Annotated in this window: 21 protein-coding genes; 6 read left to right on the top strand and 15 right to left on the bottom strand. The window is 70.6% G+C overall.

The genetic code is table 11. The features are described from left to right. Positions 1–25: 25 nt before the first annotated feature. From EDF50_RS06300 to EDF50_RS06285, 4 genes are read right to left on the bottom strand one after another with little or no spacing between them, the layout of a single operon-like run. Positions 26–982, bottom strand: a complete 957-nt coding sequence (locus EDF50_RS06300; RefSeq protein WP_123518715.1) for a 1,4-dihydroxy-2-naphthoate polyprenyltransferase — start codon at positions 980–982, stop codon at positions 26–28. 27 nt (positions 983–1,009) lie between these two features. Continuing rightward, a complete protein-coding gene (locus EDF50_RS06295; RefSeq protein WP_123518714.1) occupies positions 1,010–2,170 on the bottom strand; it encodes an AMP-binding protein in 1,161 nt (386 codons plus the stop codon). Beyond that, on the bottom strand, positions 2,170–3,078 hold the full coding sequence (locus EDF50_RS06290) for a 1,4-dihydroxy-2-naphthoyl-CoA synthase (protein WP_123518713.1): 909 nt from the start codon (positions 3,076–3,078) through the stop codon (positions 2,170–2,172). The genes EDF50_RS06295 and EDF50_RS06290 overlap by 1 nt, the downstream gene beginning before the upstream one ends. Positions 3,079–3,121: 43 nt before the next feature. After that, complete coding sequence (locus tag EDF50_RS06285) at positions 3,122–3,571, bottom strand: hypothetical protein (protein WP_123518712.1); 450 nt, start codon at positions 3,569–3,571, stop codon at positions 3,122–3,124. Positions 3,572–3,613: 42 nt separating this feature from the next. On the opposite strand from EDF50_RS06285, the gene EDF50_RS06280 reads away from it, so the two are divergent. Then, complete coding sequence (locus EDF50_RS06280; protein ID WP_123518711.1) at positions 3,614–4,630, top strand: o-succinylbenzoate synthase; 1,017 nt, start codon at positions 3,614–3,616, stop codon at positions 4,628–4,630. 45 nt (positions 4,631–4,675) lie between these two features. Here the strand turns inward: EDF50_RS06280 and ccsB are convergent, their stop codons facing one another. The 5 genes from ccsB to EDF50_RS06255 are packed head-to-tail and all read right to left on the bottom strand — an operon-like array spanning position 4,676 to position 9,555. Next, the gene (gene ccsB / locus EDF50_RS06275; protein ID WP_370453975.1) at positions 4,676–5,686 is read right to left on the bottom strand and encodes a c-type cytochrome biogenesis protein CcsB; all 1,011 of its coding nucleotides are present in this window, start codon (positions 5,684–5,686) and stop codon (positions 4,676–4,678) included. A 2-nt stretch (positions 5,687–5,688) separates the two neighbouring features. Then, positions 5,689–7,536, bottom strand: coding sequence for a cytochrome c biogenesis protein ResB (locus tag EDF50_RS06270; protein WP_123518710.1), 1,848 nt, complete (start codon positions 7,534–7,536; stop codon positions 5,689–5,691). After that, complete coding sequence (locus EDF50_RS06265; RefSeq protein WP_123518709.1) at positions 7,520–8,284, bottom strand: cytochrome c biogenesis CcdA family protein; 765 nt, start codon at positions 8,282–8,284, stop codon at positions 7,520–7,522. The genes EDF50_RS06270 and EDF50_RS06265 overlap by 17 nt, the downstream gene beginning before the upstream one ends. Beyond that, on the bottom strand, positions 8,285–8,911 hold the full coding sequence (locus EDF50_RS06260; protein WP_370453974.1) for a TlpA family protein disulfide reductase: 627 nt from the start codon (positions 8,909–8,911) through the stop codon (positions 8,285–8,287). Next, positions 8,908–9,555: a histidine phosphatase family protein gene (locus EDF50_RS06255; protein WP_123518707.1), complete on the bottom strand. Its 648-nt coding sequence runs from the start codon at positions 9,553–9,555 to the stop codon at positions 8,908–8,910. Before EDF50_RS06255 ends, EDF50_RS06260 begins: the two co-directional genes overlap by 4 nt. Before the next feature lie 120 nt (positions 9,556–9,675). Here EDF50_RS06255 and aspS point away from each other — a divergent pair, with 120 nt between their 5' ends. Beyond that, positions 9,676–11,010 (top strand): aspartate--tRNA(Asn) ligase, encoded by a 1,335-nt coding sequence (gene aspS / locus EDF50_RS06250; RefSeq protein WP_123518706.1) that lies wholly within the window; start codon positions 9,676–9,678, stop codon positions 11,008–11,010. Positions 11,011–11,088: 78 nt separating this feature from the next. Here aspS and EDF50_RS06245 read toward each other — a convergent pair whose 3' ends face one another. The 4 genes from EDF50_RS06245 to EDF50_RS06230 all read right to left on the bottom strand — a co-directional run bounded on the left by EDF50_RS06245 (position 11,089) and on the right by EDF50_RS06230 (position 12,495). Then, on the bottom strand, positions 11,089–11,355 hold the full coding sequence (locus EDF50_RS06245; protein ID WP_123518705.1) for a glutaredoxin family protein: 267 nt from the start codon (positions 11,353–11,355) through the stop codon (positions 11,089–11,091). Positions 11,356–11,445: 90 nt separating this feature from the next. After that, positions 11,446–11,544, bottom strand: a complete 99-nt coding sequence (locus EDF50_RS06240) for a 30S ribosomal protein bS22 (RefSeq protein ID WP_003792170.1) — start codon at positions 11,542–11,544, stop codon at positions 11,446–11,448. A 106-nt stretch (positions 11,545–11,650) separates the two neighbouring features. Next, positions 11,651–11,845 carry a helix-turn-helix domain-containing protein gene (locus EDF50_RS06235; RefSeq protein ID WP_123518704.1) on the bottom strand — a complete coding sequence of 65 codons (195 nt, stop codon included), beginning with the start codon at positions 11,843–11,845 and terminating at the stop codon, positions 11,651–11,653. 113 nt (positions 11,846–11,958) lie between these two features. Continuing rightward, entirely contained in the window at positions 11,959–12,495 is a 537-nt protein-coding gene (locus tag EDF50_RS06230; protein WP_123518703.1) for a helix-turn-helix transcriptional regulator, read from the bottom strand. Positions 12,496–12,549: 54 nt separating this feature from the next. On the opposite strand from EDF50_RS06230, the gene EDF50_RS06225 reads away from it, so the two are divergent. Beyond that, on the top strand, positions 12,550–14,007 hold the full coding sequence (locus tag EDF50_RS06225) for a TrkH family potassium uptake protein (protein ID WP_123518702.1): 1,458 nt from the start codon (positions 12,550–12,552) through the stop codon (positions 14,005–14,007). After that, on the top strand, positions 14,000–14,671 hold the full coding sequence (locus EDF50_RS06220; protein WP_056257882.1) for a TrkA family potassium uptake protein: 672 nt from the start codon (positions 14,000–14,002) through the stop codon (positions 14,669–14,671). The genes EDF50_RS06225 and EDF50_RS06220 overlap by 8 nt, the downstream gene beginning before the upstream one ends. Positions 14,672–14,678: 7 nt before the next feature. On the opposite strand, the gene proC is transcribed toward EDF50_RS06220, so the two are convergent. After that, on the bottom strand, positions 14,679–15,530 hold the full coding sequence (proC, locus tag EDF50_RS06215) for a pyrroline-5-carboxylate reductase (protein WP_123518701.1): 852 nt from the start codon (positions 15,528–15,530) through the stop codon (positions 14,679–14,681). Between the two features lie 46 nt (positions 15,531–15,576). On the opposite strand from proC, the gene EDF50_RS06210 reads away from it, so the two are divergent. After that, positions 15,577–16,539: a cation diffusion facilitator family transporter gene (locus EDF50_RS06210; protein ID WP_123518700.1), complete on the top strand. Its 963-nt coding sequence runs from the start codon at positions 15,577–15,579 to the stop codon at positions 16,537–16,539. 40 nt (positions 16,540–16,579) lie between these two features. On the opposite strand, the gene EDF50_RS06205 is transcribed toward EDF50_RS06210, so the two are convergent. Beyond that, complete coding sequence (locus EDF50_RS06205) at positions 16,580–17,011, bottom strand: nucleoside deaminase (RefSeq protein WP_123518978.1); 432 nt, start codon at positions 17,009–17,011, stop codon at positions 16,580–16,582. 93 nt (positions 17,012–17,104) lie between these two features. On the opposite strand from EDF50_RS06205, the gene upp reads away from it, so the two are divergent. Then, a complete protein-coding gene (gene upp / locus EDF50_RS06200) occupies positions 17,105–17,737 on the top strand; it encodes a uracil phosphoribosyltransferase (RefSeq protein ID WP_123518699.1) in 633 nt (210 codons plus the stop codon). Positions 17,738–18,046: the final 309 nt, after the last annotated feature.

Genomic DNA, 18,046 nt, shown 5'->3' with positions numbered 1-18,046 from the left:
TCGCCGGGCAGACCGGGGCGGGTGATCAGAAGAAGAGGGCCGCCGACAGTGCGAGGGCCCAGACCAGGGCCGAGAGCGACGACAGCTGCAGGGCCAGGATCAGCTCGCGTGGAGTCTTGCCCGTGACGCCGATGACCGCGGCGGGCACCGCCACGATCAACGTGAAGTAGACGTACGGTGCGTGCAGGTACAGGAACGCGAAGTACACGAGGATGAAGAACGGCAGCAGCAGGAAGAGCGCGTAGAGAGCCCGCGCCACCGGGTCGCCGACGACGACCGCGAGGGTGCGCTTGCCGGCGGCGGTGTCTTGCGGGATGTCGCGGACGTTGTTGATCATCAGGACCGCGCAGGCGAACAACCCGGCGGCGACGCCCGCCACCCAGGCGTCGAACGGGAACTCGCGCAGCTGCACGAACGTCGTACCCACGGTCGCGACGAGCCCGAAGAACACGAAGACGAACAGCTCGCCCAGGGCGTTGTAGCCGTAGGGCCGCTTGCCGCCCGTGTAGAACCAGGCGGCCACGACGGCGGCGGCACCGACCGCGAGCAGCCACCAGATCTGGGTGATGACGACGACGACCACACCGGCCACGGCCGCGAGGGCGAAGAACGCCAGCGCCACCTTCAGCACGGTCTTCGGGCGGACGCTGCCCGAGCCCGTCAGGCGTGAGGGCCCGACCCGGAAGTCGTCGGTACCGCGGATGCCGTCGGAGTAGTCGTTCGAATAGTTGACGCCGATCTGCAGGAACACCGCGACGGCGAGGCAGAGAAGCGCCAGGGTGAGGTCCCACCCGCCGTTCGCCCGGGCGACGCCGGTGCCGAGGGCGACCGGGGCGATTCCGAGCGGCAGGGTACGGAGGCGGGCGCCGCCGATCCAGTCGCCGGCCGTCACTCGACGGACGGGCTGCTTTCCGGGCCGGCCACCGGGTCGGCCACCGGGGCGGCCGCTGCGCTTGGGGGTCGAGGTCTTCGTCTTCGCCACGCGACGAGTCTAGTTCGCAGGCGGCTATCAGCTCGCCGCGAGACCGGCGACCAGGCGGGTCAGGGCGACCCGGTCGGGTTTGCCGCTCGGCAGCAGGGGCACTGCGTCGACCCGGACGACGCGGTCGGGAGCCGCGGCGCGACCGGCCACGGCCGCCACCGTCGACCGCAGTGCCGACAGGTCGTCGGCCGCCGTCGGCGCAGGAGGCGCGGCGCCGGTGACCACGACGGGCACCTCGCCCCACCGGACGTGTGCCGCGCGGACGACGACGGCGTCGGCGAGCCCCGGCTGCTCACGCACGACCCGCTCGACCACGCCGAGCGACACCTTCTCACCGCCCGAGACGATCACGTCGTCGAGCCGCCCGCTGACGGTCAGCACCCCGTCGGGCGACACCGTGCCGGCGTCGCCCGTGCGGTACCAGCGCAGGCCACCGCGCGTGACGAAGGCCGTGGCCGTTCGCTCGGGATCGTCGAGGTACCCCTCGGCGAGCGACGGCCCGCACAGCTCGACCTGGCCGTTGACGACCTCGACGCGGGTGCGGCCCACGGGCACGCCGTCGTACACGCACCCGCCGCTCGTCTCGCTCGACCCGTAGGTGCGGACGACGGTGACGCCGAGGCGGCGGGCCCGCCCGACGAGGGCGGCCGGCGTCGCCTGGCCGCCGATCAGGAGGGCGTCGAACCGGCGCAGGGCGTCCGCGACGACGAAGTCCGCCTCGGCCGCGTCGAGCGCCGTCGAGAGCTGCGCGGGGACGAGCGACGAGTACCGCGTGGGATGTTCGAGCCCGGCCGCGGCGTCGACGAACGCCCGGACGTCGAAGTGCCCCGGCGCGAGCAGGGCCGGCTCGGTACCGGCGGCGAGCGAGCGGACCAGCACGTTCAGGCCTGCGACGTAGTGCGCCGGCAGAGCGAGCACCCACTGCCCCGGCCCGGCCAGGGCGCCGTCGGCCGCGGCGGCACCGGCGAGCACGGCGTCGGAGGACAGCGCCACGCGCTTCGGGCGCCCGCTCGACCCGCTGGTCTCGACGACGAGTGAGACGGCCTGCGGCACGAGGCCCGGCAGATCGGTGGGCACGAGGTCGTCGGCCCGGGGCGCGACCGCCGGACCGCCCTCGAGCGCGACCCGGAGCCCGTCGAGCACGGCACCGGGGTCGCGCGCATCGACGGCCCGTAGGGCGCGGGTCATCAGTACTGCCAGGGGAAGGGTGACCAGTCGGGGGCGCGCTTCTCGAGGAACGAGTCACGCCCTTCGACGGCCTCGTCGGTGCCGTAGGCGAGACGGGTCGCCTCGCCCGCGAAGACCTGCTGGCCGACGATGCCGTCGTCGGTCGCGTTGAACGCGAACTTGAGCATGCGGATGGCGGTCGGCGACTTCGTCAGGATGGTGCGGGCCATGCCCATTGCCTCGCGTTCGAGGTCGGCGTGGGGCACGACCCTGTTGACGGCGCCCATCTCGTGGGCGCGGTCGGCGCTGTACTCCTCGGCCAGGAAGAAGACCTCGCGGGCGAACTTCTGCCCGATCTGCTTGGCGAAGTAGGCGCTGCCGTAGCCCGCGTCGAACGAGCCGACGTCGGCGTCGGTCTGCTTGAACCGGCCGTGCTCGCGACTGGCGATCGTCAGGTCGCAGACCACGTGCAACGAGTGTCCGCCGCCCGCCGCCCAGCCGGGCACCACGGCGATGACGACCTTGGGCATGAACCGGATCAACCGCTGCACCTCGAGGATGTGCAGACGCCCCGCCGAGGCGGGGTCGGGCACGTTCGCCTGGTCGCCCTCGGCCTTGTAACCGTCGCGACCGCGGATGCGCTGGTCGCCCCCACTGCAGAACGCCCAGCCGCCGTCCTTCGCGCTGGGACCGTTGCCGGTGAGCAGGACGACCCCGATGCGGCTGTTCATGCGAGCGTCGTCGAGCACCCGGTAGAGCTCGTCGACCGTGTGCGGCCGGAACGCATTGCGCACCTCGGGACGGTCGAAGGCCACGCGGGCCACGCGGCCGTCGACGCTGTGGTGGTAGGTGACGTCGGTCAGGGTGTCGAAGCCCTCGACCCCCCGCCACTCGGTCGGATCGAACAGGTCGGACACCTCGCAAGCCATGCCCCCAGCTTACCAACGGGGTCCGACCTCGCCCCGACCGGGGTCAGACCGTCGAGACGAACCGCCCGATCAGCCAGACGAGCACGAACGGGTTCGACAACGAGCTGAGGACCACGGCGGCCACCCCCCACCAGCGACCACGACGCAGGACGGCAGCCATCAGCCCGACGACCCCTACGACGATCGAGGCCAACAGGGTGACGAGGGCGAGGACGGCGGCCGGGCTCACGGCGTCCGCGGCGAGGAGGCCGAGGGCCAGTCCGTCGAGGGCGAGCAGCACGATCGCCAGGACGAACGTGACGACGCCCAGCCGTCGGCTGCGCGGAGGCCGGTCGACCACGTCGTGAGCGGGGCCGTCGAAGACCCGGAGGTCGTCGGGCTCCGACGCGGCGCGGCCGGTGCCGTCGCGGCCGGTGCCGTCACGACCCCGGGCGGGGAGCTCGTCGGGTGACCACTCCGGTTCTCGGGCGGGTACGGGTTCGCGGTCGACCATGACGCACGACCTTACCGGGGTCGCCGGTGCGACACTGAGCGGATGCCGACCGTCGACCGTGCGCCGTCCACCCCTCCCCCGCTGCCTCCCCTGGCCGACCTGGTCGACGGCGCCCACGTCGTCCGTCTCCCCCTCCGCGCGCGCTTCCGGGGGCTCGACGAGCGCGAGGCCCTGGTGGTCGAGGGCCCGTCGGGCTGGACCGAGTTCAGCCCCTTCGCCGAGTACGGGCCGGCCGAGTCTGCCGCCTGGCTCGCGGCGACGATCGACTTCGGCTGGGGCCACCTGCCCGACGTGGGTGCCCGCCGGGTGCCGGTCAACGCCACCCTGCCGGCCGTCGCCGCCGAGCGGGTGCCCGACGTGCTCGCCGGCTACCGCGGTTGCCGGACGGTCAAGGTCAAGGTCGCCGAACGCGGACAGACCCTCGCGGACGACATCGCCCGCGTGGCCGCGGCCCGCGACTGGGTCGGGCCCGAGGGCCGCGTCCGCGTCGACGCCAACGGCGGCTGGTCGGTCGAGTCGGCCGAGGAGGCGCTGGTCGGCTTGGCACCGTACGGCCTGGAGTACGCCGAACAGCCGTGCGCGACCGTGCCCGAGCTCGCCGAGCTGCGTCGCCGCGTCTCGGGACTCGGGGTCCTCGTCGCCGCGGACGAGAGCGTCCGCAAGGCCGCCGACCCCCTGGCCGTCGCCCGGGCCGGTGCCGCCGACCTGCTCGTCGTCAAGGCCCAGCCGCTCGGCGGCGTCACGGCGGCACTGCGCATCGTCGCCGCGGCGGGGCTGCCGGTCGTCGTCTCGAGCGCCATCGACACGTCGGTCGGACTCAGCATGGGCGCGCATCTCGCCGCCGCCGTGCCCGACCTCCGGCACGACTGCGGCCTCGGTACGGCCGCCCTGCTCGGGGCCGACGTCACGCGCGAGCCGCTGCTGCCCCTCGACGGCACGATCGACGTCCGCCGGGTCGACGTCGACGTCGACCTGCTGCGTCGTCACGCGGTGGACGACGACCGACGCGAGGACTGGCTGGGACGGCTGCGCGCCTCCTATGCCGTGCTCGCGGGCTGACGTCGGTTCACGCGGCTCGCCGCACGACGCCGAGGCACCGCTCGATCAGAGGCCCGAATAGGCGTGCAGGCCCTTGAAGAACACGTTGACGACCGAGAAGTTGAACATGACGGCCGCGAAACCGATGATCGACAGCCACGACGAGCGGGCACCACGCCAGCCGCGGGTCGCCCGGGCGTGGATGTAACCGGCGTAGAGCACCCAGATGATGAAGGTCCAGACCTCTTTGGTGTCCCAGCCCCAGTAGCGACCCCAGGCGCGCTCGGCCCAGATGGCGCCGGCGATGAGGGTGAAGGTCCAGAGCACGAACCCGACGAGGGCGATGCGGTACGCCAGGTCTTCGAGGCGCTCTGCCCCGGGCAGGGTGTCCATGACGCGCAGCCCCGCGAGCTTGGACTGCTCACGCTTCGTCTGCACCAGCTGGGCGGCCGAGAGCCCCGCCGCGATCGCGAAGAACGCCGTACCGAGGATGGCCACGAAGACGTGGATGACGAGCCACGCCGACTGGAGCGCCGGGGGCAGCGGCGAGACCGCGACGTAGTAGTTGACGGTGCCGATGGCGAGCAGCACCAGGTTGAGGCCCATGACGTACGCGCCGAGGAACCGCAGGTTGACCACCAGTTGCACGGCAAGGTAGACCCCGACGATGATCGCGGTGCCGGTCAGGGAGAACTCGAACATGTTGGCCCAGGGCACGCGACCGGCGGCGAGGCCGCGCAGGACGACCGAGGCGACGTGCACGGCGAAGCCGAGGAGCATCATCGCGACGGCGACGCGCTCGAAGCTCGATGCCTTGGTCCGGGTGCCGGCGCCGGACCCCACGGAGGCACCGGAGCCGCCCGACGGCCGGTCGAGGACGACGGTGCTGCCGCCCGACGCCGAGCGGGAGACGGACGCCGTCGAGACGGCCTCGGCCTTGGCGGCACGCGCCGCCGCCTGCTGGGCGTCACCGGACCGCTTCGCCAGGTCGAGGGCGAAGGCCACGAACGAGATCGTGTAGATGGCCATCGCCGAGTACACGGCGACGAGCGAGTAGTAGGCGAGGTCGGCGGTCACCCTCAGATCTTACGTCCGCGCCCGCCCGCACCGGGGCCGGGTTTCTCGACGTCGTGACGGGCCGGGTCGTCCGCCACCTCGCGGGCGACGTCGGGTGGGACGCCGAGACCGCCGAGGTGGGTCCTGGCGATGTCACCGACGGCACGTCCGAGTGTGGGGTCCTCGCCGCGGGCGAGCCCGGCGTACTCGAGCCGCACGCCTCGGTCGGTCTCGGTGGCCTTGACCCAGACGCGACGGCGGGGCACGAACAGCGCCGTCAGCAGGCCGGCGAACGACAGCCCGGCGAACAGCAGCACCCAGACCTGCGAGGGGTCGTGGTGGATGTCGAACGAGGCGAAACGCTTGACGCCGTCGAAGGTGATCGTGCCGAGGCCCTCGGGGATCGTCGCGGTCTCGCCGGGCTTCAGCTGGATGGCCTTCTCCTTCGCGGCGTCGTCCGTGCCGGCCAGAGGGGTCAGCCCGTCGGTCGTCAACGTGTAGACCGAGGTGGGCACGCCGTCGTCCAGCCCCAGGTCGCCCGAGTAGACGTTCAGGCTGAGCACGGGATTCGTCGTGTCGGGGTCGTTCGAGGACAGCGCCCCCGTGCCGAGGTCGACGGCGCTGGGGTAGAAGAACCCGATCATGCCGAGCTGCTCGGGCAGGGCGTCGGGCACCTTGATGACGCCGAGCGAGGTGAGGTTGGTGTCTTGCGGGAGGAACGGCACGGTGTCGCGGAAGGCAACGTTGCCCTCGCCGTCGCGCACCGTCACGTCGACGGCGTAGCCGTTGCCCAGCAGGTAGACGTTCGATCCACCGATCGACAGGGGCGAATTGACCTTGATCTGCGTCTTCTCGGCCTCGCCGCCCCGCGCCTGCGCGGTGACGTCGGCCGTGAAGTCGGTGGCCATGCCGGCGGCACCCGCGGAGTCCGGCGCGTACTCGGTCGAGAACTCGTCGAGTGCGATCGAGAACGGGGACAACTGCGACTCGTCGAACCAGCGGCCCGGGTTGAAGGAGTCGTACGAGCCGAGCACGTTCGAGAAGGTCTGCCCTTCGACGACCACGCGCTGGCCCGAGTACCCGAAGCCGCCGCCGACCCCGACGGTCAGCAACACTCCGACGAGCGCCGAGTGGAACACCAGGTTGCCGGTCTCGCGCAGGTAGCCGCGCTCCGCGCTGACCGAGTCGCCGAAGACCTGCGTGCGGTAGCCGGCGCGCTTCAGCTGCGCGCGGGCCGCGTCGACGGCACGGGCGGTCGTGGTCGAGGCCTCACCCGCGCCTCCTCCGGTCTCGAGCGTGATCGACCGGTAGCCGGCCAGGCGCGACAGCCGCGCGGGGGTCTTCGGCGGGCGGGCCCGCAGCGCCTCGAAATGGTGCCGCGTGCGCGGGATGATGCAGCCGATCAACGAGATGAAGAGCAGCAGGTACACAGCCGAGAACCAGGGCGACGAGTAGGTGTCGAAGACGCCGAGCTTGTCGAGCACGGGGAACAGGTCGGGGTGGTCGGTGCGGTACTGGACGACGCCGTTGGGGTCGGAGGTGCGCTGCGGCACGAGCGAACCGGGGATGGCCGCGACGGCCAGCAGCATGAGCAGGAAGAGCGCGGTCTTCATGCTGGTCAGCTGCCGCCAGAAGAAGCGCAGGTAGCCGACGGGGCCGAGCTTGGGCTGCGTGACTCCCGCGCCGTCGGCGGCAGCGGTGCGAACCGAGTCGATGTGGTCGCTCGGGCGCAGCGGGTCGCCGCCGACGTCGGTCGCGTCGGCATCGGTCAGCCCGGTGTCGGTCAGCCCGGTGTCGCTCGCCCCGGTGTCGGTGCCGGCCGAGGAGGCGCGGGTCGCGTCACCCCCGTCGCGGTCAGACGATCGTGCCATAGGTCGCGATCACCGCCCCGACGTGCGACATGAGGCTGGACCAGAGGCCCGTGACCATGAGCAGACCGATGAGCACGAGCAGTGACCCTCCGACGATGTTGACGACGCGGATGTGCCGCTTGACGAACGAGATGGACCGTGACGCCCAGCCGAAGCCGAGCGCGACGAGCAGGAACGGCACCCCGAGGCCGATGCAGTAGAAGGCCCCGAGCAGGACGCCTTGCCAGGCCGAGCCCGAGCCCAGGGCGAGCACCTGCACGGCGGCCAGGGTCGGGCCGATGCACGGCGTCCACCCGATGCCGAAGACGATACCGAGCAGCGGTGCCCCGGCGAGGCCCGTCTTCGGGAGGAATCCGGGCTTCAGCGTGCGCTGCAGGAACGTGAACTGTCCGATGAAGACGAGGCCGAGCAGGACCACCACGACACCCATGACCCGTGTGACGACCTCGCGCCACTGGATCAGCCAGAACCCCGCCGAGGCGAACGCGAGCGAGGTGCCGACGAAGACGACCGAGAAGCCGAGGATGAACAGGACGACGCCGAGCACGAGCCGGCGGCGGTCGCGACGCTTGGCCCCTGCCTCGGTCGCCCCGGTGGTCAGGCCGCCGACGTAACCGAGGTACCCCGGCACGAGCGGTAGCACGCACGGTGACAGGAACGAGATGAGCCCCGCCAGCAGGGCGACCGGCAGGCCGACCGCGAGCTGACCGCCCACGACCGCGTCGAAGAAGGGATTGCCCTGATACACCTAGGACGTCTCGGCGAGGGTGTCGGAGATCAGTGTGTCGAGGATGCTCGGCCCGTCGAGACCGCCGAGGATGCGCGCCGCGATGCGGCCCTGCTTGTCGAGGACGATCGTGGTCGGGACGGCGTTGGGCGCGATCGTGCCCGCGAGGGCGAGTTGGACGGCCCCGTCGTTGGCGTCGACGACCGACGGGTAGGTGACGTCGAAGGTGCGGGCGAAGGCCAGGGAGGTGTCGGCCTGGTCGCGCACGTTGACGCCGAGGAACTCGACGCCCTTGTCGGCGTACGACTGGTTGAGCTTCTCGAGCTCGGGCGCTTCGAGGCGGCAGGGCGGGCACGCCGCGTACCAGAAGTTGAGGACGACGACCTCGCCGTCGTGGTCGGACCGCGAGACGGTCTCGCCGGCGTCGGTCTCGGCGGTGAACGCGACCGGGTCGGTGCGGTCGTCGGGGGCGATCTCGGTGACGGTGCCGTTGCCCGAGATGTAGTTCTCGGTGGTGCCGTTGCCGTACTGCGTCGCGAGGTCGTCGGCCGTGGCCGAGCACCCCGTGGCGACGAGGGCCACGACGGCCGTGAGGGCCAGGCCGCGCGCGACGAGCCGGGCGCGGGTCGGGCGGGTGGTCAATCTCACACTGCTCCCAGGTCGACGGCGGACTCGTTCAAGTGTGCAGCGGGTTCCTGGTAGCCCACCTCGACGAAGCCCCCTTCGCGGCGTTCGAGCGTGGTGATGCTCGAGAGGGTGCAACGTCGACGGCGGGGATCGTGGAACAGCCGGGCGCCCGTGACGCTGCGGTGGACCATCCAGATGGGCAGCTGGTGACTGACGAGCACGACGTCCCCGTCGTCGACGCTCGACCAGGCCTCGTCGATCGCCGACAGCATGCGGGCGGCGATGCTGACGTAGGCCTCGCCCCAACTGGGCTTCAACGGGTTGACGATCCACGGCCATTCGGCCGGCACCTTGAGCTGCTTGGCGATGCTGAAGTCGCTGCGCCGACCCTGGTACTTGTTGGTCGGCTCGATCAGCCGCTCGTCGATCTGCGTCTCGAGCCCGAAAGCCGACGACCACGGCGCCGCGCTCTCACGGGTGCGCTGCAGCGGCGAGGCGAACACGGCTCGGACGGGAACGCCCTGCTCGTGGAAGGCGTCGGCCGAAGCGGCCGCCATGCGGTGGCCGAGATCACTCAGGCCGAACCCGTCGAGGCGGCCGTAGAGCACGTGCTCGGGATTGTGCACCTCACCGTGCCGGACGAGGTGGATGTGCTGCGCGGGCATGCGAACGAGTCTAGGTCGGGACCGCCTGCACACCTCCCACACGGGAACCCCCAAGCTCGCCGCGGCATGGACGGGCGGTGCGGTGGGCCGCGAGAGGCGGTGACTGTAAACTCGGGCCTCGTGATCGAACGCACCCCCATCAAAGACCTGTCCGCGCTGCCCGACGGACCCGTGACCGTGACCGGCTGGGTCGAGACGGTGCGTGATCAGAAGAAGGTGCAGTTCGTCGTCCTCCGCGACGAGACCGGCGCCCTGCAGCTGGTCCGCCCCCGCACCGCGGCCGACGTGCTCGAGGCCGCGGGCGAGACCGACGACGTCGCCGACGCCATCTCGTCGCTCTCGCAGGGCAGCTTCGTCACCGTCACGGGTGACCTCAAGCACGACGAGCGCGTGAAGCTCGGCGGCATCGAGGTCAAGGTCGAGACCCTCGTCGTCGACTCGCTGGCCGACCCCGAGACCCCGATCGCCGCCGACAGCGGCATCGACAAGCGCCTCGACTGGCGCTTCCTCGACCTGCGGGTCCCCCGCAACGCCCTGATCTTCCGGGTGCAGACGACGTTCGAGCACGCCCTGCGCACCTGGTGGATCGAGCGCGACTACGTCGAGATCCACACCCCCAAGCTCATGGCCACCCCGAGCGAGTCGAACGCCGAACTGTTCAAGGTCGACTACTTCGACGGCGTCGCCTACCTGGCTCAGTCCCCGCAGTTCTTCAAGCAGATGGCCCAGTCGGCCGGCTTCGGCAAGATCTTCGAGATCGCCCCGGTGTTCCGCGCCGACCCGTCGTTCACGTCCCGTCACGCGACCGAGTTCACCGGGGTCGATGCCGAGATCAGCTACGTCGAGAGCCACGAGGACGTCATGGAGATGCAGGAGCAGCTGCTGGCCTTCGCGTTCCAGGCCGTGGCCGACAAGCACGGCGCCGAGATCAAGGAGCTCTTCGACGTCGACCTCGTCGTGCCCACCGTGCCGTTCCCGCGCATCCCTCTGGCCGAGGCCAAGCGCATCGTGGCCGAGCGCGGCTACGAGGTGCCCCGCGCCGACGCCGACATGGACCCCGAGGGCGAACGCCGCATCGCCGAGTACGTGGCCGAGGAGTTCGGGCACGACTTCGTGTATCTGACCGACTACGACGCATCGATCCGCCCGTTCTATCACATGCGTCATGACGACGACCCGCAGCTCACCAAGAGCTACGACCTGATCTACCGCGGCACCGAGATCACCACGGGCGCACAGCGCGAGCACCGCATCGAGGTGCTCGAGCAGCAGATCCGCGAGAAGGGCATGAAGCCCGAAGAACTCTCGAGCTACCTCGACTTCTTCCGTTACGGCGCCCCGTCGCACGGCGGCTTCGGAATGGGCCTCGCCCGCGTGTTGATGCTGATGCTGCACCAGGCCAACCTGCGCGAGGTGACCTTCCTCTTCCGCGGTCCCACGCGCCTCCAGCCGTAGGTTCGCCGCACGAACCGCAGAAGCCCCGACGAGAGTCATCTCGTCGGGGCTTCTCGTCGTCGTGCGTGCTCGACCGGCTTAGCGGACCGCGGCGCGGAGCGCCGTGCGCAGCCGTTCGGGCTCGATGCGCCAGATCGTGTGCACCCGACCGTCGATCAGGACGACGGGGATCTCTTCGGCGTACTCGGCGACGAGCTCGGAGTCGTCGAGGATGTTCTTCTCGCCGACGGCCAGGCCCGCATCGGCGAACTCGGGTTCGGCCAGCACCTCGTGCAGCGCGGAACGGGCGTCGTCGCACAGGTGGCAGCCCGGCTTGGTCAAGAGGGTGATTCGCGGTTCGGCCATGCCGTCAAGGGTAGCGAGAGCCGGGCGGGAGCCGGGCACGACGAAGGCCCCCGGCGACCGGTGGTCGGCGGGGGCCTTCGTGTCGAGCGACTACTTCTTGTTGCGACGCTGGTGACGAGTCTTGCGAAGCAGCTTGCGGTGCTTCTTCTTCGCCATGCGCTTGCGACGCTTCTTGATGACAGAACCCATAGAGGACCTCACTGATTTCTGGATTGGACCGACCGGGTCCGAAACAGAACCGCGGAAAAATGCCTCGGGTCAGTCTACTAGGACGGCCCGAGAAAGTCGAAGTGGCCTAGCCGACGTCGGCGATGCCGATGCGCAACACGGCCGCGACGGCCGATTCGGGCACCCGGAACGACCGTCCGAAGCGGATCGCGGGAAGCTCGCCCGAGTGGACCATGCGGTAGACGGTCATCTTCGACACGCGCATCATGTCGGCCACCTCGGCGACCGTGAGGAACCGCACATCCGACAGATCCGGCGACATGACCCTGCCTCGACTCGGGCCCCGGGCGGGGCTGTGGCGCAGACGAGTGTTTCCCGTGTGCCTGGGGGCAACTCTAGGGGCGCGTGTGACTCGGTGTAAAGGACGGTCGGACGCTACTGCCCGGTACGCCCCAGGCGCTTGCGGACGGGATCGATGACACGCTCGTCGAGGGCACCGAGCGCGCTCTGCGCGTCGTGCAGAGCCGAGGAGGCGCGGTACTGCGCCCCGGCCGCGTAGCGGCCCAGCGTGCTCCCGACGTCCTCGGCGTCGGGCAGGTTCTCGGCCGCCCGCCGGATAGGGGCGGGCACGCCGGCCCCGGCCCAGGCCGCGAACGGCGTGCTGGACAGCACCTCGGACGTGAGGGTCTCGGCGCTGACGAACGGGATCAACCAGTCCTCGACGACCTCGAGCGGCCCGGACTCGAGAGAGTAGTAACGGTGCTGTCCCTCTTCGCGGACGCTCACGAGACCGGCCTCGCGGAGCACGCGCAGGTGCTTCGACACCGTCGGCTGGCTGACGCCGAGCGAGGTGACCATCTCGCCCACGCTGATGTCGGCGTTGGCGGAGTCGGTCGACAACGAGGCGTCGAGCAGCACCTTCAAGAGGTCTCGGCGGGTGGCGTCGGCGATCACGGCGAAGATGTCCGGCATGCGACCAGCGTAGTGACCCCGGGCGAGCGCGGCCGGGCTGTCCGCCGGGATAGCATGACCGGCGTGACTCGCGCCCCCGTCGCCGGTCGACGCCGCCCCTCGGACCCCGGCCGCTCGCCCTGGCGCAGACTCAGCGACGCGATCGACGACATCGGTCGCAAGTCGCCCGCGCGCTTCGCCATCCTGATCTTCACCGGGCTGATCGTCGTCTTCACGCTGCTGTTCTCGCTGCCGATCTCGTCCGCGGACCGGACGATCACTCCTCTGGCCGACTCCGTCTTCACCGCCGTCTCGGTCATCTGCGTGACCGGACTCGCGACCGTCGACATGGCCACCCATTGGTCCGTGTTCGGGCACGTCGTGATCTTCGTCGGCGTGCAGATCGGCGCCATCGGTGTGCTCACCCTCGCCTCGATCATGGGCCTCGTCGTCTCGCGCAAGCTCGGCCTGCGGGCACGACTCATGGCGGCGGGCGACCAGAACCCGCTGCGCGTGCACGCCGGCCCGGTGCCCGAGGGGCAGGCGGTGCGGCTCGGCGAGATCGGCGGCCTGCTGACGACGGTGGCGCTCAGCTCGTTCGTCATCCAGCTCGCGATCGCGCTGCTGATGATCCCGCGCATGCTGATCGACGGCATCCCCGTCGACGACGCCGTGCTCGACAGCTTCTACTACTCGGCGATGGCATTCACCAACACGGGGTTCACGCCGAACGCCGAGGGTCTGGCGGCGTTCGAGAACGATTACTGGTTCCTCAGCCTGATCATGGTCGGGGTGTTCCTCGGCAGCATCGGGTTCCCGGTGATCTACGCCCTGGCCCGCAACCCGCGCAACCCCCGTAGATGGTCCGTGCACGTCAAGCTGACCCTGCTGACGACGGCGATCCTGATCGTGTTCGGCATGGTGCTCTACATCATCCTCGAGTTCGACAACCCGAAGACGTTCGGCGGCATCGAGGCCGGCCCGACGGTGTTCCAGTCGCTCTTCCTCAGCATGATGACGCGATCCGGCGGCTTCTCGACGATCCAGATCTCCGACCTGAACGGGTCGTCGCTGCTCGTCACCGACATGCTCATGTTCATCGGCGGCGGCTCCGCCTCGACGGCCGGCGGCATCAAGGTGACGACGCTCGCCGTGCTGTTCCTCGCGGCGTTCGCCGAGGCCCGAGGTCAGCGGTCGATGGAGGCCTTCGGCCGCCGCATCCCCAGCGACGTCCTGCGCCTGGCCGTCAGCGTCGTCCTCTGGGGCGCCACGATCGTCGCCGTGTCGAGCATCCTGATCATGCACATCACGAAGGAGCCCCTCGACCACGTGCTGTTCGAGTCCATCTCGGCGTTCGCCACCTCGGGCCTCAGCACGGGCCTCACCGAACGCCTCCCCGACTCGGCGAAGTACATCCTGGCGGTCACGATGTGGATGGGCCGCGTTGGTACAGTGACACTCTCCGTCGCCCTGGCCGCCAGCCAGCGACGCCAGTTGTTCACGAGAGCCGAGGAGCGACCGATCGTTGGTTGACAAGATCAAGCACGACGCCCCGGTGCTCGTCATCGGCCTCGGCCGCTTCGGTGCCGCGACCGCCGGGCAACTCGAGCGACAGGATCGCGACGTCCTGGCCGTCGACACCGACGCCGGCCTCGTGCAGAAGTGGGCCGACCGCGTGACGCACGCGGTGCAGGCCGACGCGCGCAGCATCGACGCCCTCAAACAGATCGGCGCGCAGGACTTCTCGATCGCGGTCGTCGCCGTCGGTTCGTCGATCGAGGCGAGCGTGTTGATCACCGCGAACCTCGTCGACCTCAAGGTGCCCCAGATCTGGGCGAAGGCGATCAGCCAGTCGCACGGCAAGATCCTCGCGCGCATCGGCGCCAACCACGTGATCTACCCCGAGCGCGAGGCCGGCGAGCGCGTGGCGCACCTCGTCTCGGGCCGCATGCTCGACTACATCGAGTTCGACGACGCCTTCGCCATCGTCAAGATGTACCCGCCGAAGCCCGTGCGCGGAGCCTCGCTGGCGGCGTCGAACATCCGCACGAAGTACGGCATCACGATCGTCGGCGTCAAGAGCCCCGGAGGCGCGTTCGTCGAGGCCACGCCCGAGACGGTCATCAGCAACCACGACCTGATCATCGTGTCGGGCGACAGCCGCGCGATCGAGCGCTTCGCAGCCCTCGAGGGCTGAGCGCAGGTCAGCGGCCTTCGGCGATCTCGCGGTTGCGGGCGAGGGCGGCCTGGGTCGCCCGCTCGAAGAGGTCGACGAGGCCGCCCTGCGCGAGTTCGGCGACGGCGCGTTCGGTCGTCCCGCCGGGGCTCGTGACGCGGCGACGCAGCTCGGCCGGCGCGGTGTCGGCCGGCAGGACGTCGCTCGCGGCGAGCAGCTCGCTCGCGCCGCGGAACGTGCCCTGGACCATGGTCGCGGCCTGCGCGCGGGTGAAGCCCAACGCGACCGCCGCCTCCTGCAGTTGCTCGATCAGGAAGAAGACGTACGCGGGGCCCGAACCCGAGATGGTGCTGAGCGCGTCGATCTGTGACTCGGGGACGACCACGACGTCGCCGACGACGGCGAAGAGCGAGCGGGCGAGCGCGAGGTCGGCGTCGGTCGACCGTGACCCGGCGCTGAGCCCGGTGACGCCGAGCCCGACGTGCGACGGAGTGTTCGGCATCGACCGCAGCACCGAGACGGAGTCGGGCAGGGCGGCCTCCATCGTGGCGGTCGTGACGCCGGCCGCGAGGCTCACCACGACGGCGCCGGCGTCCAGCACGGGGCCGATCTCGTGGAGGAGGTCGACCACCATGTGCGGCTTGACGCCGATCAGCACCAACCGCGCACCGACGACGGCCGAGGAGTTGGCACTCGGGTCGGTCTCGGTCGCGAGCGAGGTGACGGCGCCGTGCCGCAGCGCGCGGGCCTTGACCTCGGTGCGGTTCGTCACCCGCACGCCGCCCTCGACGGACACTTCTGGGCGCAGCAGGCCCTGCAGGATCGCACCGCCCATCGAGCCGGCTCCGAGAATCGCTGTGGTGGGGAGGGTGGTGACCATCCCGCCATCCTAGGATCGACCAGGACCACACGAGGGGATCGAACCGATGAGCAGTCACGGCGGCAACAAGGCGATCATCGCCGCACTCAGCGCGAACCTGGGCATCGCGGTGACGAAGTTCATCGCCTGGGCCTTCTCGGGGTCGTCGTCGATGCTCGCCGAGGGCGTCCACTCGCTGGCCGACTCGGGCAACCAGCTGCTGCTGTTGCTCGGCGGCCGCAAGGCCAAGAAGGCCGCCGACGCCGAGCATCCCTTCGGTCACGGGCGCGAGCGCTACGTCTACGCCTTCGTCGTCTCGATCATCCTGTTCAGCGTCGGCGGCGTCTTCTCGCTCTACGAAGGCGTCGAGAAGCTGCGCGAGCCTCACCCGCTCGAGGTGCCCTGGCTGCCGGTGCTCGTGCTCGCGATCTCGCTCGCACTCGAGGGCTTCTCGCTGCGGACCGCGATCCGCGAGTCCCGTCCGAGCAAGGGCCAGCAGAGCTGGGCGTCGTTCATCCGGCGGGCGAAGGCTCCCGAGCTGCCGGTGGTGCTGCTCGAGGACGCCGCGGCCCTGCTCGGCCTGTCGTTCGCGATGATCGGCGTCGTGCTCACCTGGATCACCGGCGACGGGGTCTACGACGCGATCGGCACGATCGCCATCGGCGTGCTGCTCGTCGCGGTGGCCGTGATCCTCGGCATCGAGACCAAGAGCCTGCTCGTCGGCGAGGGAGCCTCGGCCGACGACGTGCGGAAGATCCGCGAGGCGATCACCGGCGGACCCGAGGTCGAGTCGATCATCCACATGAAGACCCTCTACCTCGGCCCCGACGAGCTGCTCGTCGGCGTCAAGGTCGCGATGCCCGGCCGCACGGTGCTGGCCGACGTCGCGAGCGCGATCAACGCGGTCGAGTCACGCATCCGCGAGGCGGTGCCGATCGCGCGCGTCATCTACGTCGAGCCCGACGTCTGGGTGAAGCCCGGTCAGGTCGACCCGCCGACCGACGCGATCGTCATCCGCGCCGCCGACTGACCCCGAGGAGGCGCGGGCCGGCCACCTCGGGTCGCCCGCCTCAGCGCCGCTCGGCGAAGAAGGCGTCGAGCCGGCTGCGGCACTCCGCCTCGCGCACGCCGGCGTAGACCTCGGCGCGGTGCGGGAGCCTGCGGTCGCGGACGATGTCGTAGACGCTGCCCGCGCCTCCTGCCTTGTCGTCCCAGGCGCCGTAGACGAGCCGCGGGACCCGCGCGGCGAGCAGGGCCCCGGCGCACATCGGGCACGGTTCGAGGGTGACCACGAGGGTCGTTCCCGTGAGGTGCCAGTCACCGGTGCGCTCGGCGGCGGCCCGCAGGGCGATCACCTCGGCGTGGGCGGTCGGGTCCTGCCGGAGCTCGCGTTCGTTGCGGCCCGTCGCGATCACCACGCCGTCGGCGTCGACCACCACGGCCCCGACCGGAACGTCGGCCGAGACCCGGCAGGCGTCCGCCTCGGCGAGGGCGAGCGACATCCAGTCGTCGAACTCGGGGGGGACGGCGATCACGGGGCCTCTGCGGGGTCGGGACGGCTCGCGGAACCGGGCGACTCCGCTACCGTTGAGCCTATGCGAGTGCACGTAGCGGACCACCCCCTGATCACCCACAAGTTGACCGTGCTCCGCGACAAGAGCACTCCCTCCCCCACCTTCCGGGCGCTGACCGAAGAGCTCGTCACGCTGCTCGCCTACGAGGCGACGCGCGACGTCCGCACCAGCCCCGTCGACATCGAGACCCCGGTCGGCCCGACCACCGGTCTCGAGATCAGCCAGCCGCGGCCTCTGGTGGTGCCGATCCTGCGTGCCGGCCTCGGCATGCTCGAGGGCATGACCAAGCTCGTCCCGACCGCCGAGGTCGGCTTCCTCGGCATGGTGCGCGACGAAGAGACCCTGCAGCCGACGACCTACGCCGAGCGCCTGCCCGACGACCTCTCGAACCGCCAGTGCTTCGTGCTCGATCCGATGCTCGCCACGGGCGGCTCGCTCATCGCGGCCATCGACTACCTGCTCGACCGCGGCGCCGTCGACGTCACGGCGGTCTGCATCCTGGCCGCGCCCGAGGGCCTCGCCGCCGTCGAGAAGGCGATGGAGGGCCGCGACGTCCACGTCGTGCTCGGCGCCGTCGACGAGAGGCTCGACGAGCAGGGCTACATCGTCCCCGGGCTCGGCGACGCCGGCGACCGCCTCTACGGGCTCGCCTGAGGCGGGTCGCCCCCGACCACCCGGACCGCGCCTCCTCGACCGCAGGAGGCGCGGTCCGGCGTCTCAGGACCGGTCACGGTGCCGGATCACGAACGTCGCTTGACATCAGGATGCGGGGTGTAACAAACTCGACCCCATGACTAACAGTGTGCTCGCCCCGACCTCTCGTGAGGCCCTCGGGAGCACCGGCATGATGATGCCGATGCACGCTGTCATGTGTCGAATGTGTGCCTGATCCGGCAACACACCTCGCCGAGTCGAAGCTGCTGACACCGCCAGCTGAGCTCGCGGCCCCACCCGGTCGCTGAG

The sequence above is a fragment of the Frigoribacterium sp. PhB24 genome, assembly GCF_003755185.1.
In the GTDB taxonomy this organism is placed as follows: Bacteria; Actinomycetota; Actinomycetes; order Actinomycetales; family Microbacteriaceae; genus Frigoribacterium.
The sequence above is the reverse complement of the archived record's forward strand: the minus strand, read 5'-3'. Positions and strand labels throughout refer to the sequence as shown.